The 16,318-nt window shown below is 39.0% G+C and carries 15 protein-coding genes; all 15 read left to right on the forward strand.

All coding sequences use genetic code 11. From position 1 onward, the window contains the following. The first annotated feature begins 2 nt into the window (after positions 1-2). The 15 genes from BMW61_RS00950 to hisB all read left to right on the forward strand — a co-directional run bounded on the left by BMW61_RS00950 (position 3) and on the right by hisB (position 16,307). The gene (locus BMW61_RS00950) at positions 3-872 is read left to right on the forward strand and encodes a DegV family protein (RefSeq protein WP_022759944.1); all 870 of its coding nucleotides are present in this window, start codon (positions 3-5) and stop codon (positions 870-872) included. 37 nt (positions 873-909) lie between these two features. Beyond that, on the forward strand, positions 910-2,832 hold the full coding sequence (locus BMW61_RS00955; protein ID WP_091819436.1) for a DNA gyrase/topoisomerase IV subunit B: 1,923 nt from the start codon (positions 910-912) through the stop codon (positions 2,830-2,832). Positions 2,833-2,896: 64 nt separating this feature from the next. Then, on the forward strand, positions 2,897-5,134 hold the full coding sequence (locus BMW61_RS00960) for a DNA gyrase/topoisomerase IV subunit A (protein WP_022759946.1): 2,238 nt from the start codon (positions 2,897-2,899) through the stop codon (positions 5,132-5,134). After that, entirely contained in the window at positions 5,131-5,679 is a 549-nt protein-coding gene (gene rsmD / locus BMW61_RS00965) for a 16S rRNA (guanine(966)-N(2))-methyltransferase RsmD (protein ID WP_022759947.1), read from the forward strand. Before BMW61_RS00960 ends, rsmD begins: the two co-directional genes overlap by 4 nt. A gap of 67 nt (positions 5,680-5,746) precedes the next feature. Then, positions 5,747-8,368, forward strand: a complete 2,622-nt coding sequence (locus tag BMW61_RS00970) for an Ig-like domain-containing protein (protein ID WP_091819437.1) — start codon at positions 5,747-5,749, stop codon at positions 8,366-8,368. Positions 8,369-8,383: 15 nt separating this feature from the next. Then, positions 8,384-8,887 carry a pantetheine-phosphate adenylyltransferase gene (gene coaD, locus BMW61_RS00975; protein WP_022759949.1) on the forward strand — a complete coding sequence of 168 codons (504 nt, stop codon included), beginning with the start codon at positions 8,384-8,386 and terminating at the stop codon, positions 8,885-8,887. 5 nt (positions 8,888-8,892) lie between these two features. Next, on the forward strand, positions 8,893-9,543 hold the full coding sequence (locus BMW61_RS00980) for an ATP synthase subunit B family protein (protein WP_022759950.1): 651 nt from the start codon (positions 8,893-8,895) through the stop codon (positions 9,541-9,543). Between the two features lie 60 nt (positions 9,544-9,603). Then, positions 9,604-10,311 (forward strand): pseudouridine synthase, encoded by a 708-nt coding sequence (locus tag BMW61_RS00985; protein ID WP_091819438.1) that lies wholly within the window; start codon positions 9,604-9,606, stop codon positions 10,309-10,311. A gap of 19 nt (positions 10,312-10,330) precedes the next feature. Further along, positions 10,331-10,933: a hypothetical protein gene (locus BMW61_RS00990; RefSeq protein ID WP_022759952.1), complete on the forward strand. Its 603-nt coding sequence runs from the start codon at positions 10,331-10,333 to the stop codon at positions 10,931-10,933. A gap of 10 nt (positions 10,934-10,943) precedes the next feature. Beyond that, the gene (locus BMW61_RS00995; protein ID WP_091819439.1) at positions 10,944-12,002 is read left to right on the forward strand and encodes an RluA family pseudouridine synthase; all 1,059 of its coding nucleotides are present in this window, start codon (positions 10,944-10,946) and stop codon (positions 12,000-12,002) included. Between the two features lie 35 nt (positions 12,003-12,037). Next, positions 12,038-12,571 carry a Holliday junction resolvase RecU gene (locus tag BMW61_RS01000; protein ID WP_091819440.1) on the forward strand — a complete coding sequence of 178 codons (534 nt, stop codon included), beginning with the start codon at positions 12,038-12,040 and terminating at the stop codon, positions 12,569-12,571. Positions 12,572-12,659: 88 nt separating this feature from the next. Next, positions 12,660-13,772 carry an ATP phosphoribosyltransferase regulatory subunit gene (gene hisZ / locus BMW61_RS01005; RefSeq protein ID WP_091819441.1) on the forward strand — a complete coding sequence of 371 codons (1,113 nt, stop codon included), beginning with the start codon at positions 12,660-12,662 and terminating at the stop codon, positions 13,770-13,772. A 2-nt stretch (positions 13,773-13,774) separates the two neighbouring features. Then, positions 13,775-14,422 carry an ATP phosphoribosyltransferase gene (hisG, locus tag BMW61_RS01010; protein ID WP_026497515.1) on the forward strand — a complete coding sequence of 216 codons (648 nt, stop codon included), beginning with the start codon at positions 13,775-13,777 and terminating at the stop codon, positions 14,420-14,422. Then, on the forward strand, positions 14,422-15,717 hold the full coding sequence (gene hisD, locus BMW61_RS01015) for a histidinol dehydrogenase (protein ID WP_091819442.1): 1,296 nt from the start codon (positions 14,422-14,424) through the stop codon (positions 15,715-15,717). Before hisG ends, hisD begins: the two co-directional genes overlap by 1 nt. Positions 15,718-15,719: 2 nt before the next feature. Further along, a complete protein-coding gene (gene hisB / locus BMW61_RS01020) occupies positions 15,720-16,307 on the forward strand; it encodes an imidazoleglycerol-phosphate dehydratase HisB (RefSeq protein WP_026497513.1) in 588 nt (195 codons plus the stop codon). Positions 16,308-16,318: the final 11 nt, after the last annotated feature.

Below are 16,318 nucleotides of genomic sequence, written 5' to 3' on the forward strand. Positions count from 1 at the left end.
ACATGTCAAAAGTAGCAATCATAACAGATACAAATAGCGGAATTATGCCTGCAGATGGTGAAGCACTTGGAATAAAAGTAATTCCTACTCCTTTTATGATTGATGGTGTTGAGTATTTAGAAGGAATTAATCTTACTCAGGAGGATTTCTTCAAAAAGCTTGCAGATGGAGCCGATGTATCAACCAGTCAGCCCAGCCCCGGCGCTCTTCTTGAGCTATGGGATGCAATGCTTAAAGAATATGATGAGATTGTATATATACCTCTCAGCAGCGGCCTGAGCAGTTCATGTCAGACAGCAATTATGCTTGCATCCGATGATTATGAGGGCAAAGTATTTGTTGTCAATAATCAGAGAATCTCAGTAACAATGAGGCAGTCTGTTCTCGATGCAATAGAGCTTAGAGATAAAGGAATGAACGGCAAGGAAATAAAGGACAAGCTCGAAGAGGTTAAATTTGAGTCAAGTATTTATATTATGCTTGATACATTGTACTACCTTAAAAAGGGCGGAAGAATAACACCTGCCGCAGCAGCTCTTGGTACTTTGTTAAAACTCAAACCGGTTTTGCAGATCCAGGGCGAAAAACTTGATGCGTTTGCTAAAGCAAGAACCGCAACTCAGGGTAAGAATATTATGATTAATGCCATGCTCTCGGATTTTGAGAACAGATTTGGTGGAATTGATGCGCATGATGTTCACTTAAGCGGCGCCTACTCATATGATCTTGAAAAGGCAAACGAATTTAAAGGTGAGGTTGAAGCTGCTTTCCCAGGATATGAGATGCATATGGATCCGCTATCACTCGTGGTTTCCTGTCATATCGGGCCAGGAGCCTTGGCAATTGCTGCATCAAGAAAAATACATGTATAAAAAGTAAGAAAAAAGTTTTGTAAGGTTGGGAAGTTTTATGTCAGTAAATAATAACTATGATGCTTCAAGCATTACAGTTTTGGAGGGTCTCGAAGCCGTTAGAATGAGACCCGGTATGTATATAGGAAGTGTTTCAACAAGGGGACTCAATCATCTTGTCTACGAAATAGTGGATAATGCTGTGGATGAGCATCTTGCAGGATATTGCTCACAGATAACAGTGACACTCAATTCTGACGGAAGTGCTACGGTAGAAGATAATGGTCGTGGAATCCCTGTTGGTATGCATGCCAAGGGAATTACTGCAGAACGTGTTGTACTGACTATGCTCCATGCAGGTGGTAAGTTTGATAACGCTGCATACAAGACCAGTGGTGGACTTCACGGTGTAGGTTCTTCTGTTGTTAACGCTTTATCTACCTGGCTAAAGGTTCAGGTTAAAACCGATGGTCAGATATATGAAGACGCTTATGAGAGAGGCGTTCCCACTGTCAAACTTAAGGATGGACTTCTTGAGCCTGTCGGTAAAACAAGAGAACATGGTACAACCATATCATTTTTACCCGATTCTACAATTTTCGAAAAAACCAGATTCAGAGAAGAAGATATAAAATCCAGACTTCATGAGACCGCTTATCTTAATCCTAATCTAACTATTATTTATATTGATGACAGACCGGGCACAGAGGAGTATATAGAATTCCATGAGCCTGAAGGCATTACCGGTTTTATCAGAGATATGAATAAGTCCAAGGAAGCAGTTACAGATGTAATCTTCTATAGCGGAGAGAGCGACGGAGTCTCAGTTGATGTGGCTTTTCAGTATGTCAACGAATTCCATGAAAACATTCTTGGCTTTTGTAATAACATTTATAATGCCGAAGGTGGAACTCACCTCACCGGCTTTAAAACCATGTTTACAAATATTATCAATCAATACGCCAGAGAGATTGGTTCTCTTAAAGAAAAAGATGCCAACTTTAACGGTACTGATGTGCGAAACGGTATGACTGCTGTTGTCAGTATCAAGCATCCGGACCCAAGATTTGAGGGTCAGACAAAGACCAAGCTTGATAATCAGGATGCGGCCAAGATTGTTTCGCAGATTACCGGTGATGAAGTTACAAGATTTTTTGATAGAAATATTGAAGTATTAAAATCTATTATCGGTTGTGCCGAAAAGGCAGCAAAGATCAGAAAAACCGAAGAAAAAGCCAAGACGAATCTTTTAACAAAACAGAAATATTCATTTGATTCCAACGGAAAGCTGGCTAACTGCATTAGTAAGGATGCTTCAAAGTGTGAGATTTTCATCGTCGAGGGAGATTCTGCGGGCGGCAGCGCCAAGATGGCAAGAAACCGTGAATTTCAGGCTATCCTTCCTATCAGAGGTAAGATTCTTAATGTTGAAAAGGCAAGTATTGATAAGGTGCTCGCCAATGCTGAGATCAAGACTATGATCAATGCGTTCGGATGTGGATTTTCAGAAGGCTACGGCAATGACTTTGATATTTCAAAGCTTCGCTATGACAAGATAGTTATCATGGCCGATGCCGATGTCGATGGTTCTCATATTGCGACGCTTTTGCTTACTCTGTTCTACAGATTCATGCCTGAGCTTATTTTCGAGGGGCATGTTTATATTGCTATGCCGCCTCTTTACAAGGCTATCCCGAGCAGAGGAAAAGAGGAATACCTCTATGATGATTCTGCTCTTGAAAAATACAGAAAAAATCACAAGGGGTCTTTTACACTTCAGAGATATAAGGGTCTTGGAGAGATGGATCCCGAACAGCTTTGGGAGACAACACTCGATCCCGAGAATCGTATGATGAGACTCGTTGAGATTGAGGATGCCAAGATGGCATCACATATGACAGAGCTTCTTATGGGTAATGAAGTTCCGCCAAGAAGAGATTTTATTCATCAGCACGCAACCGATGCTGAGCTTGATATTTAAATAATTGCCTTCTGTGTTAAAAAGCACAGATAGGGTGTCAGCTAAGCTGACGGATGAGGTATAAATGGAAGAAAGATTAATTCGCTCCGAATACTCGGAGATAATGCAAAAATCTTATATTGATTATGCTATGAGTGTTATCGTGGCAAGAGCGCTTCCTGATATCAGGGATGGTCTTAAGCCTGTTCAGAGAAGAACTCTTTACGATATGTATGAGCTTGGAATCAGATATGACAGACCATATCGTAAGAGCGCACGTATTGTCGGCGATACCATGGGTAAATATCATCCTCACGGTGACAGTTCTATTTACGATTCGCTCGTTGTGATGACTCAGGATTTCAAGAAGGCTGTTCCGCTTGTTGACGGTCATGGTAACTTTGGCAATATCGAGGGAGACGGTGCCGCTGCCATGCGTTATACAGAGGCGAGACTTGCCCAGATTACTCAGGAAAATTTCCTGGCTGATCTTGATAAGGATGTTGTTGACTTTGTCCCCAACTTTGACGAGACAGAGAGAGAACCTTCGGTTTTGCCTGTAAAAATACCGAATTTCCTTATTAACGGATCTGAAGGTATAGCTGTTGGTATGGCTACAAGCACACCTCCTCATAATATCGGAGAGGTTATTGATGCTGAGATTGCTTATATGCAAAATCCGGAGTTATCCGCCAAGCAGCTCATGAAATATATAAAAGGACCCGATTTCCCTACAGGCGGCATTGTCACAAACAAGGACGAACTTCGCGCTATTTATGAGACCGGTCAGGGCAAGATAAGAGTAAGAGGTAAGGTCGAAGTTGAAAAAGGAAAAGCAGGACATATAAATCTTGTAGTTACTGAGATTCCTTACACCATGATTGGTGCCGGAATAGGTAAATTTCTTTCTGACGTGGCTGAGCTTGCTGAGAAGAAGATAACCAATGACATTATCGATATATCCAACCAGTCTTCTAAGGAAGGTATCAGAATTGTAATTGAGCTAAAAAAAGATACAGATGTTGAGAACTTCAAGAATCTTCTCTATAAGAAGACAAAACTTGAGGATACATTCGGCGTAAATATGCTTGCTATCTGTGACGGAAGACCCGAGACTATGAGTCTTTCATCAATAATGAGATCAGTTGTCGATTTTCAGTTTGAGACAGCAAGAAGAAAATATACAACACTTCTTAAGAAGGAACAGGATAAGAAAGAGATCCAGGAAGGTCTCATCAAAGCCTGCAACGTAATTGATATTGTAATTGAGATTTTAAGAGGTTCCAAGGACAGACCTATGGCTAAGGACTGTCTTGTAAACGGTAATACCGAGGGAATCAGATTTAAGAGTGAGGCTTCAAGAGCTATGGCTGCACAGCTTCTTTTCACAGAGAGACAGGCTGATGCCATTCTTGAGATGAGGCTATATAAATTAATCGGTCTCGAACTTGAAGCTCTTGTTAAGGAGCACGAAGACACAATCGCCAAGATATATCGCTATGAGGATATTCTTGAAGATCACGAGTCCATGTCACTTGTAATTCAGAATGAACTCTCAGAAATCAAGAAGAAATACAATGTGAAGAGACGTACTGTTGTTGATAACGTTGAGGATGCTGTTTACGAAGAGAAGCCCATTGAGGAGATTGATGTTGCATTCCTTATGGACCGTTTCGGATATGCCAAGACAATTGATGTAACAACTTATGAGAAGAATCTTGAGACTATCAAGAATGACTTTAAATATTCGTTTGTAATGAAGAACACCGGAAAGGTCTGCGTCTTTACTGCAAACGGAACGCTTCATACCATAAAGGCAATGGATCTTCCTGCGGGAAGGATGCGTGACAAGGGTGTTCCTATTGATAATGTCAGTGATTTCGACACGACAAGTGATCAGATTATATATGTAGCAAGCCAAAGCAGCCTTAACCTTTACAGGATAATGTTTGTTACAAAGCAGGCTAATATGAAGATTGTCGACGGCGGAGAATTTGATGTATCCAGAAGATCCGTTGCAGCCACAAAGCTTGCGGAAGATGATGAAGTTGTCAGTGTTCATGAACTTCACGAAATCAGTACTGTTGTGCTACAATCAGAAAACGGCTTCTTCCTGAGATTCAATGTTACAGATGTCCCTGAGAAGAAAAAGGGTGCCGTGGGCGTTCGCGGTATGAGACTTGGAGCAAAAGACCTTGTAAGAGATGTTTATTATTTAAGGGAAACGGATGATCTTTCAATAGAGCATAACGGAAAAGCCTTAGCTCTTGATCATCTAAAGATCACAAGCAGAGATACAAAGGGTACAAAGGTGAGATTATGAGAGTAATAGCAGGTGAAGCAAGAAGGCTAAAACTGGTAACTCCCGAGGGGAATGATACCAGGCCTACGCAGGACCGTATAAAAGAGACTCTTTTTAATATGCTTCAAAATGATGTGCCGGGTGCTATTTTTATAGATGTTTTCGCCGGCAGCGGCGGTATTGGAATTGAAGCTTTATCAAGAGGCGCCAAAAGAGCGTATTTTATAGAGAATAATATCAAGGCAATTAAGTGTATCAATCAGAATCTGCAGACAACTCATTTTGAGGACAGAGCTACTGTATTAAAGTCTGATGTTCTGGTCGGCTTAAAAAATGTCAACGAAAAGGAAGCTCATATAATATTTGTGGATCCGCCTTATGAGTCGGGACTATATGAGAGAACCTTTGAGTTACTTGGAAGATTACCTTATGTCACAGAATATACCATGCTCATAGCTGAATGTAGTCTTGATATGGATTTATCAGTTTTTGAAGAAAATGGTTTTGAAATCATAAAAGAAAAGAGATATAAGACAAATCAGCATGTTTTCATGAAAAAGGCTTAATGCCACGCGAAAACATATGATTATATATTTTCTGTGAGAGGGGTACACAGAAAGGAAAAGAGAGTAAGTGAGAAAAGAAATTTGGGGAAAAAGTGTTTTAGCACTTGTACTAAGTGCTGCCTTGTTTGCAGAAGGCGTAGCGCCTTTAAGCGTAAAAGCGGAAGAAGTTAACTCCGCTGAATTTCTGCAGACAATTGAAGAGACTGAAGATGTAAATCTCTTATCTGTTTCAGACGGTAATGCTGAGGAAGAAGTACCTGCCGAAACTGAATCAGAAGAAACCACAAAAGAACCGGAGAAACCTGAAGAGGCAATTGATACTCCCGCTTCAGAAGAATCTGTTCCTGCAGAAAATGAATCCAATGAAAATCCGGATGTATCAGAAAACGAAGAAATTACTGAAGCTGAAACTGAAGAAGATCTGAATAATTCAGCTGATGCCGTTTCAGATGGCAATGCTGTAAATGAAGCAGCTGTTTCGGATGGAAATGCGCAGGCTCCCGGGCCTTTTGATTTTGAAAAAGAGATCGATGGCTATATAATTAAGCTTCATGCAGAAGAGGGGATTGTTCCTGAGGGTACAACAGTTGACATCAAAAAGGTAAAAAAGGTTGGCGGCCAGAAGGTAGATGATCTTGTAAATGATGTACTTCCTGCTGAATCCGTAGTTTACGATTCCGCATCATTTGATATAACACTTTTAAAGGATGGTCAGGAGTTTGAGCCTGATGGAAATGTTTCTGTAGAAATAACATTAAATGATAAACTTTCTGATGCTAATTCAGAGAACGAAAGTACTTCCGTTCAGGTGTTCCATATCGAGGATGATGCCACTACAACAGAGGTTCCTGCTGATATAACAGAGAATGCCACAGATGTTTACGGTGATGGCGAAGAAACAGTTGTATCTTATGATGCCGAAAGTTTCTCAGTTTATGACGTAGCTGTAGTACTTAATTTCGAGACAACAGCGGCAACAGCAGAAGTAAATCCCGTTTATGAAAACAGAATTGCCGTTAGCCAGAATGAACTTAACACGCTTGCGTCACAGCTTGACTCAACCGTAAATGTTAAATCACTTCTTTCATCAGGCGGAAAATGCACTTCAATTCAGGAGATGGCAGAGGTTGCAAGAGAGGCAATTAAAGCAAGACAGACTTCTGTAATGATTAATTTCAAATTGCCGGATCTGTATAACGAGACCACTATATTAAATCCTATGCTTCCTATTATTTGGGAGCACACCGGTGTGCCTAATGAAGGCGATTATGTTAGATGGGCATTCCATCAAATTGCAAGACAGTCTTCCATTGCTTATGCCGACAATTACACATACGGTTCTATACAGCTTATGTTTGTATATAATCATGATGCTGCGCAGGAAGTACTGACAACTCAGAAGATTGATCAAATAATTAAGAATAATGGATTAAATAAGGGTACTGATTACCAGAAAATTTATAATACATATAGATATATAACCACGCACATATCTTATGATTATGAAACTATATCAAATCCAAACAAGTTTATTGGCTACTCATGTTATTCTGCAGCTTGCTTAAATAATACGGTATGTGAAGGGTATTCTCTTCTTTTCTACAGAATTATGCTTTCAGTTGGAATTGATTCAAGATTAGTTGCAGGTCTTGCAGAGGAAGGTGATCAGAATTCGGGTCATGGTTGGAATATAGTACAACTTGGCAATATATATTATTATGTTGATGGCACCTGGGACGCATATGATCCCAGACCCGGCCACAATACACCTGCAAAAACCGATAACTTCTTAAAAGGAAGTCGTGTCGATTATAATAAAAAAGTAGCTTTTGACAGCATTTATCACATTAGGTATCCGGAATATGCAACAGCTGATTTCTACAGAGTTTATCCTGTAAGCAGTACTGATTATAACGGTTCCGAAGGCAGTTTTGTTAAACCCACAAGCGTTGCTATAAGTCAGGCCAATGCTATTATTGCGGTTGGTTCACCATTACAGCTTAGTGCAACCTGTCTCCCCGCAAATTCCAAGCAGGGTATCAGATGGAATTCTTCTGATACGACAGTTGCCACTGTAAGTGATAACGGCCTTGTAATGGGTATAAGGAACGGTGAATGCGAAATCTTCGCAACCTCTGCATATGGCGGAAAAAAGGCTCGTTGCCGACTCATAGTTACAGACGGAAGAGTAAAAGGTCTTGATGTATCCGCAAAAAAAATCACCGTTTATGCCGGATCAAAAGCATCAATCGGCACAGCTGTATTCCCTGAATGGGCCTTTAATAAGAGCATAAAGTTCAAGTCAAGCAATAAGAAAATTGCGACAGTCAATAAATACGGTATTATTACAGGTAAGAAACCAGGTAAATGCTTTATTACATGTAAGACACGTGATGGCGGAATTTCAAGGAAAGTTACTGTCATTGTAAAAAAAGCTAAACGTGTAAGATCCGTAAAACTTACCAAGAAGAAATTAAAACTTACAGTGGGTAGTACTTATACTCTCGGAGTTAAGTTCAACCCCAAAAAGGCAACAAATAAGAATGTGACCTGGAAGAGCTCTAAACCCGGTGTTGTTTCAGTAGATGCTTATGGCAATCTTGTAGCATTAAGTCCAGGAAAAGCCAAGATTACTGTTAAATCCGAGGATGGAAATCACAAGGCAACCTGTATTGTAAAAGTTAGATAAAAAAGAGGATTTGTAATGAAAGTAGCTGTTTATCCCGGAAGCTTTGATCCGATAACATTAGGACATCTTGATATTATCAAAAGAGCTTCTGCCATGTTTGATAAGCTGGTCGTTGTGGTAAGCGTGAACACAGCTAAGAGTCCGTTGTTTTCAGTAGATGAACGTGTTAAGATGATTAAGGAAGCAGTTAAGGATCTTGATAATGTTGAGATTGACTGTCATGAAGGTCTTATCATCGATTATTGCAAGCAAAACAATATAAGGATTCTTTTACGAGGTCTAAGAGCTATCACCGATTTTGAATATGAACTCCAGATTGCTCAGACCAATAAAGCATTTTCACAAAATGAAGTTGATACTGTTTTCCTGACAACAAGCCTTGAATACGCATATTTAAGCAGTTCAACTGTTCGTGAATTCGCAAGCTTTCATGGGGATATAAGCCGCTGTGTAACAGAGTATGTCGCACAAATGGTTTATAAGAAATATGGGTATGATAAACAGCAAATTGGGGGGTAAAGACTATGAGCAGTAGAATTGAACAATGTATTGATGAAATTGAAACATTCATTGACAACTGCAAGTATCAGCCGCTGTCACATACTAACATTGTAGTAAACAAAGAAGAGATTGATGAACTTCTAAGAGAGCTTCGCAGTAAAACACCCGAAGAAATCAGAAGATATCAGACTATTATCAGCAATAAAGAAGCTATTCTTGAGGATGCCAGGAAAAAGGCAAAAGACCTGATTGACAGAGCCACAGAGCAGACTCATGCAATGATAAATGAACATGATATCATGCAGCAGGCTTATGCACAGGCTAATGAGGTAATTGCCCATGCTGCAAAGCAAGCTGAGGAGATTCTTACAAGATCCACAAATGAAGCCAATCAGATGAAGGCTGCAGCAGTAAGTTATACAGATAACCTGCTTGCAGAGGTTGAAGTAATAGTAAATAAAGCAATTGAAACCACTAATGCAAGTACAACTTCTTTCTTAAAAGATCTTACTTCATATAGTGAAACAATTAAATCAAACAGAGCGGATCTTGTTCCGCCAAGTGTCAATCCTTCTAACGTAAAAGAGAAACCCAAGCCGGCTTCAAATTTTACAGAAATAACTCCAGAAGTTATGCTTGACGATGGCTCTGATTTGAATCTTGATTTATTGTAATAATAATTTTATAGCTGCCGGTGAGTAAATCATGCGGCAGCTTTTCTTTTAGGATATATTATGAGATTAGATAAGTTTTTGGGATCCTGCGGTATCGGAAGTAGGAAACAACTTAAAGAATATATAAAAAACGGTATGGTATGCGTTGATGGTAATGTTATAACAAAACCTGAGTTTAGCGTTGATCCTACCATAAATGAAATCATATTTTCGGGCGAAAGTCTCACTTCCGATTATAAAGAATTCAGATATTATCTGCTTAATAAGCCGCAAGGCGTTGTTTCTGCAACAAAAGACAAGCATGACAAGACTGTTCTTGATCTCATTGATATTGGTTTTGACAATAATTTGGCTCCTGTCGGAAGGCTTGATAAAGATACTGAAGGACTTCTGATAATAACAAATGATGGAAAGCTTGCTCACAGGCTTCTTTCTCCCAAAAAGCATGTTGAAAAGGAATATGAAGTCCATACTGCAAGAGTGATATCAGATTTTGATCTTAAGAAGCTTGAGGAAGGCGTTGATATAGGTGATGATGAACCTACCCTTCCTGCAAAAGCATTTATTGAAGATGTAAATGGTGAAGCAGTTTTGCACCTTATCATCCATGAGGGGAGATTCCATCAGGTTAAGCGTATGCTTGAAGCCATAGGAAATGAAGTTACTTTCCTAAAAAGGATAAGGATGGGGGGACTTGTTCTTGATCCGACTCTTGCTCCGGGAGAATACCGAGAGCTTACGGATGAAGAGCTTGATCTATTAAAATAGCTGATATTCAGAGGTTGTCATGAAAAAAGTAGCAAAAGGAAATTTTGGATATATTGAATATAATCGTAAGTTTGCAACTATAAGAACCTTTATTGCACTTGCAATTTGTTTGATTATATTTTTCACAGGTCTTTTTATCTATAAATCAAATAAGAGTGCATTTAGTATAATTGCTGCACTTGGATGCCTGCCCACAGGACTTAGTGCTGTCAATCTTATAATGTACATGAAAGCGCATCCTTGCAGCAAGGCTGCGTATGACATAATTGAAACTCACAGAGGCGGGCTTCTCATCAGATATGATCTTGAGATGACTAGTTACGATGAAAATTATAGTATTGCAGCTGCAACAGTTCTTGATAAGAATGTAATCTGCTATACGGAAAATAAAGCCCTTGATACCTCAAACTGCGAGAAACATATTAGAAACCAGATATCACAGAGCGGTTACAGCAGTTATACAGTCAAGGTATTTAAAGATATTAATGCATTTTGTAACAGGCTCGATAATCTTGAACAGATACGACAATCCAAGAATATTGATCCTCAGGCAATTGAAGATTCCTGGGTCCCCGGCACGGTTGAAACCTGTGCGCTTGTTTTACTTTCAATTTCGTTATAATCAGGGTGATATGAGAGAAATTAAAATAGATAAAAATTCAACAGGTAAGAGATTGGATAAATTTCTTGGGAGTTATTTTACTGAATGCTCCATGGGATTTTTATTTAAGATGCTTAGAAAAAAGAATATTACCCTTAACGGAAAAAAAGCAAGCGGAAAGGAAGCTCTTAAAGAAGGAGATGTTATATCCGTATTTTTTTCCGATGAAACATTCTACAAATTCGCAAATAAGCATGTGAATGCTTTAGATTCCGGAAGTGTTGTCGATGATACCGCGGCGGTGTATGAGAGAGCCTTTGCGAAATTCGGAGACCTTGAAATTATATATGAAGATGAGAATATTCTTCTTTTAAACAAACCCTGCGGAATTTTATCTCAGAAATCTGAAGCTAAAGATTTAAGCATTAATGAATGGCTTATAGGATATCTTCTTAACCGGGGAGAAATAAGCAAGGAGGGTCTTGCGACTTTCAGACCATCAGTATGTAATCGTCTGGATCGAAATACATCGGGGCTTCTAATATGTTCAAAATCCCTACCCGGAGCCAGAAAAATGGCCAATCTGTTAAAAGACAGAACTCTTCATAAATATTACAGGACAATTGTTATTGGAAATATTGTCTCTGATTCGCATTTATCCGGTTATCTCTTTAAGGATAGAAAAACAAACAAAGTGGTTCTTACTGATACTAAGCCCGATAATGAACAAAATGACTTATATTCACCTGTAGAGACATCCTTTAAGGTTATGGGGCATGGTGCTCTCTATATTTCAGATAAAAAAACTATACTTACAGAGCTTGAAGTATTACTTCATACGGGCAAAACACATCAGATAAGAGCACATTTATCATCGGAGGGGCATCCACTGATCGGTGATACAAAGTATGGTAATGAGCAGACCAATAAGATAATTAAATCCGAATTCGGATTAAAGTATCAGCTGCTTCATTCAAGCAGGTTGGAATTTCCGATAATGGCTGACGATTTTTCATATCTTTCGGGCAGGATATTCGAAGCTGAGCTTCCTGCTATTTACTCAAATATAAAATCCAAACTGTTTTCATAAATAATTTCGTATTTATTCTTTCGAATGGAGACAATATGGCCACATGGAATTCAAGAGGACTTCGTGGTAACACTCTGGAGGAACTGATAAATCGAACAAACGAAAAATATCAGGAAGAGGCACTCGCCCTCATCCAAAAGATTCCCACGCCTATTACACCGATAAATATTGATAAAGAAACAAGACATATTACACTTGCCTATTTTGATCAAAAAAGTACTGTCGATTATATAGGCGCAGTTCAGGGAATTCCTGTTTGCTTTGATGCAAAAGAATGTGCACAGGATACATTCACCCTGGAAAACATCCATCCCCATCAGGTTTCTTTTATGGAAGAATTTGAAGCACAGGACGGCATTGCTTTTTTTCTGATTTATTATACCGGGCGAGGGGAATTCTATTATCTTCCTTATAGAAAACTCAAATATTTTTGGGAAAGAGCCGTTGAAGGCGGACGAAAAAGCTTTCGATATGATGAGCTCGATCCGGAATATATAATTTCAGATGATACCAAAGGGTATATCCCATATCTGGATATGCTGCAAAAAGATCTTGAGCAAAGAGATTGACAAATAAATTGTATTCCTATAAACTTAAATAAATTTAATGTAGTAGCGAAGTAGCACGTTAACGTAATAAAGTATCCGGGAGATATGTATGAATCGAAGACTTTTGCACACACCAGAGGGTGTACGTGATCTTTATGGAAAAGAATGCAGTGACAGATCCTTTGTAATTAATACTATAGGAAACCGTATGAAATCTTACGGATTTGAAACCATTGATACTCCTACTTTTGAGTTTTTTGATGTTTTTGCGGAGGAGATCAGCAGTAATAGTGAAAAAGAGCTCTATAAGTTCTTTGACCAGGATGGTAATACCATGGTACTTCGTCCGGATTTCACACCATCAGTAGCAAGATGTGTTAGTAAATATTTTTTGGAAGATGAAGAACCTGTTAGATTCTGTTACAGCGGTAAGACATTTTTTAATACTCACAGTCTGCAGGGAAAGCTGAAGGAAGTTTCCGAAATCGGCGCTGAGCTTATGAACGATGGCTCAATTTTTGCTGATGCTGAGATGATCGCATTGCTGGTGGAATCGATTTCCGCTACGGGCTTAAACGATTTTAAGGTAAGTATAGGTGATGCTGATTATTATTACGGTATCTGCGAAGAAGCCGGCATCGATTTTGATACTGAAGAAGCTATAAGAGAAAAGCTTGTAAGCAGAAATACATTTGCTGCAGATCTTATCATGGAAGAGTCCGGCATTTCAGAAAAATATCGCGAACTTATAAAAAGTGTTTCAACCTGTATAGGAAATGCAGAAGTTCTTGAAGAAGCAGGAAAGCTCGTTAATAACAAGCGTTCACAAAAAGCTATTTCTCACCTTCAAAGTTTATATCAGGTATTATGTAACTACGGTATTCAGGATTACATATCTTTTGATCTGGGTATGCTTAGTAAATTTAATTATTATACCGGCGTAATGTTTGGCGCTTATACATACGGTGTAGGTGATGCGATAGCAAAAGGCGGTCGATATGATGACCTTCTCGACAGATTTGGAAAGAGCGCACCTTCAATCGGATTTATGATTAATCTTGATGATCTGATGAAAGCTTTATACAACCAGAAAATTCAGTTGCCTGAAGAAGATAAGCCAATAGTTATTGAATATGATGAAAACAGCTTCAAGGATTCTCTTTCTAAGGCGAAAGAGCTTAGGAAGCAGGGATCAAGAGTAATCTTAAAGGGGGCAAAATAATAATGAATAAACAGGATAGATATCTCACATTTGCCCTTGGTAAGGGAAGACTTGTTGATTCAACAATGGAGCTTTTAAAGAAATGCGGCATTGAGTGTGAGGAAATCACTGATAAAAAGACAAGAAAACTGATTTTCACGAATGAAGAACTGAAACTTAAATTTTTCCTGGCAAAGGGTCCTGATGTTCCCACCTACGTTGAGTATGGTGCAGCTGACATCGGTATAGTCGGCAAGGATACAATCATGGAAGAAAATAGAAGTGTTTATGAAGTTCTGGATCTTGGATTCGGTAAATGCAGAATGTGTGTATGCGGCCCCGAATCTGCCAGAGAACTTCTCGATCATCATGAAATGATCAAGGTTGCCAGCAAATATCCTAATATTGCAAAGGATTATTTTTATAACAGAAAAAACCAGACTGTTGATATTATTAAACTAAACGGTTCGGTAGAGCTTGGTCCAATTGTTAATCTCTCGGATGTTATAGTTGATATAGTTGAAACAGGCAGTACACTTCGTGAAAACGGTCTTACTGTTTTGGAGGAGATATGTCCGTTATCTGCAAGAGTTATTGTAAACCAGGTAAGTATGCAGATGGAATCTGAAAGAATTCATAAACTAATCAATGACATGAAGGAGAACCTGTAATGCGGATAGTAGAATTAAACAGTAAAACAAAAGGAGAGCTCCTTGAGAAGTTATTAAAAAGAAGTCCTTCTAATTACGGTGAATACGAGCAGATCGTAAATGATATAATTACAAATGTAAGAGAAAATGGTGACAAAGCTATTTTTGAATATACCTCTAAATTTGATCATTTTGATATAACAGCTGATACAATAAAGGTAACAAGGCAGGAGATTGAGGCTGCATATGAAGCTCTTGACGATGACTTTATTGATGTTATAAAGAAAAGTGCTGAAAACGTTCGTGTATTTCATGAAAAGCAAAAGAGAAATACCTGGATAGATACAAAAGAAGATGGCTCAATTCTTGGTCAGAGAATCATCCCAATTGAAATATCCGGTGTTTATGTACCAGGTGGAAAAGCTGCCTATCCTTCAAGCGTACTTATGAATGTTGTACCCGCCAAGGTTGCAGGTGTAGAACGTATTATAATGTGTACACCGCCTTCAAAAGATGGAAAAATCAATCCCGGAACACTGGTAGCTGCTGATATTGCAGGTGTTACCGAAGTGTACAAGGTTGGAGGAGCACAGGCTATTGCAGCTATGGCATTTGGTACCGAATCAGTTCCGAAAGTGGATAAAATTACCGGTCCCGGAAATATATTTGTTGCTCTTGCAAAAAAAGCCTGCTTTGGTTATGTTTCTATTGATTCTATTGCAGGTCCTTCTGAAATTCTTGTTATTGCCGATGAAACCGCAAATCCTAGATATGTTGCGGCAGACCTTTTATCACAGGCAGAACATGATGAGATGGCCAGTGCAATCCTTGTAACTACAAGTAAAAAGCTTGCCGAAGATGTTTCAGTAGAAGTAGCGGCTTTTACCCAAAAGCTTGAGAGAAGTGAGATAATTCAAAAGTCTCTTGATAATTACGGATATATTTTTGTTGCTGATAATATGACTGATGTTATTGATGCAGCAAACGCCATAGCCTCAGAGCACCTCGAAATCATTACAAAGAATCCTTTTGAGGTTATGCCGAAAATTAAACACGCAGGTGCTATATTCCTTGGAGCGTATTCTTCTGAGCCCCTTGGTGATTATTTTGCAGGCCCTAACCATATTTTACCCACCAATCAGACAGCAAGATTTTTCTCACCGCTTTCTGTGGATGATTTTGTAAAGAAGACAAGTATAATTGCGTATTCTGAGGATGGTCTCAGAAAGGTTCATAAGGATATTGAACTTTTTGCTAAAAATGAGGGCCTGACAGCCCATGCGAATTCAATAGCAGTTAGATTTGAGGAGGAATAAGAATGGCACGTACAGCTGAAATCGAAAGAAAAACCGCTGAAACTGACATTACATTAGAAATTGATCTTGATGGATCCGGAAAATCCGACATTAATACAGGCATCGGCTTTTTTGATCATATGCTTTCAGCTTTTGCCAGACATGGTTTATTTGATCTTTCTGTTAATGTTGTCGGCGATACTGATGTTGATGGCCACCACTCAGTGGAAGATACCGGAATTGTTCTTGGACAGGCAATCGCAAAAGCCCTCGGAAACAAGAAAGGGATCAAACGCTATGGTAGTTCTATCCTTCCTATGGATGAGGCGCTTGTTCTATCCGCAATTGATTTATGCGGAAGACCTTATTTCGAAATGGATGCCGAATTCACTGCACCAATGGTTGGAGCGTTTGACACTCAGCTTGTGAGAGAGTTCTTTTATGCAGTTTCTTATGGTGCAATGATGAATCTGCATCTCAGAGTAATAACGGGAATCAATGATCATCACAAGATAGAAGCTATGTTTAAAGCATTCGCCAGAGCTTTGGATGAAGCAACCTCCATAGATTCAAGAATAGACGGTGTTTTAAGCACAAAGGGAAGTCTTTAATACTAAACTAT

The organism is Butyrivibrio sp. ob235, assembly GCF_900109475.1.
In the GTDB taxonomy this organism is placed as follows: Bacteria; Bacillota; Clostridia; order Lachnospirales; family Lachnospiraceae; genus Butyrivibrio.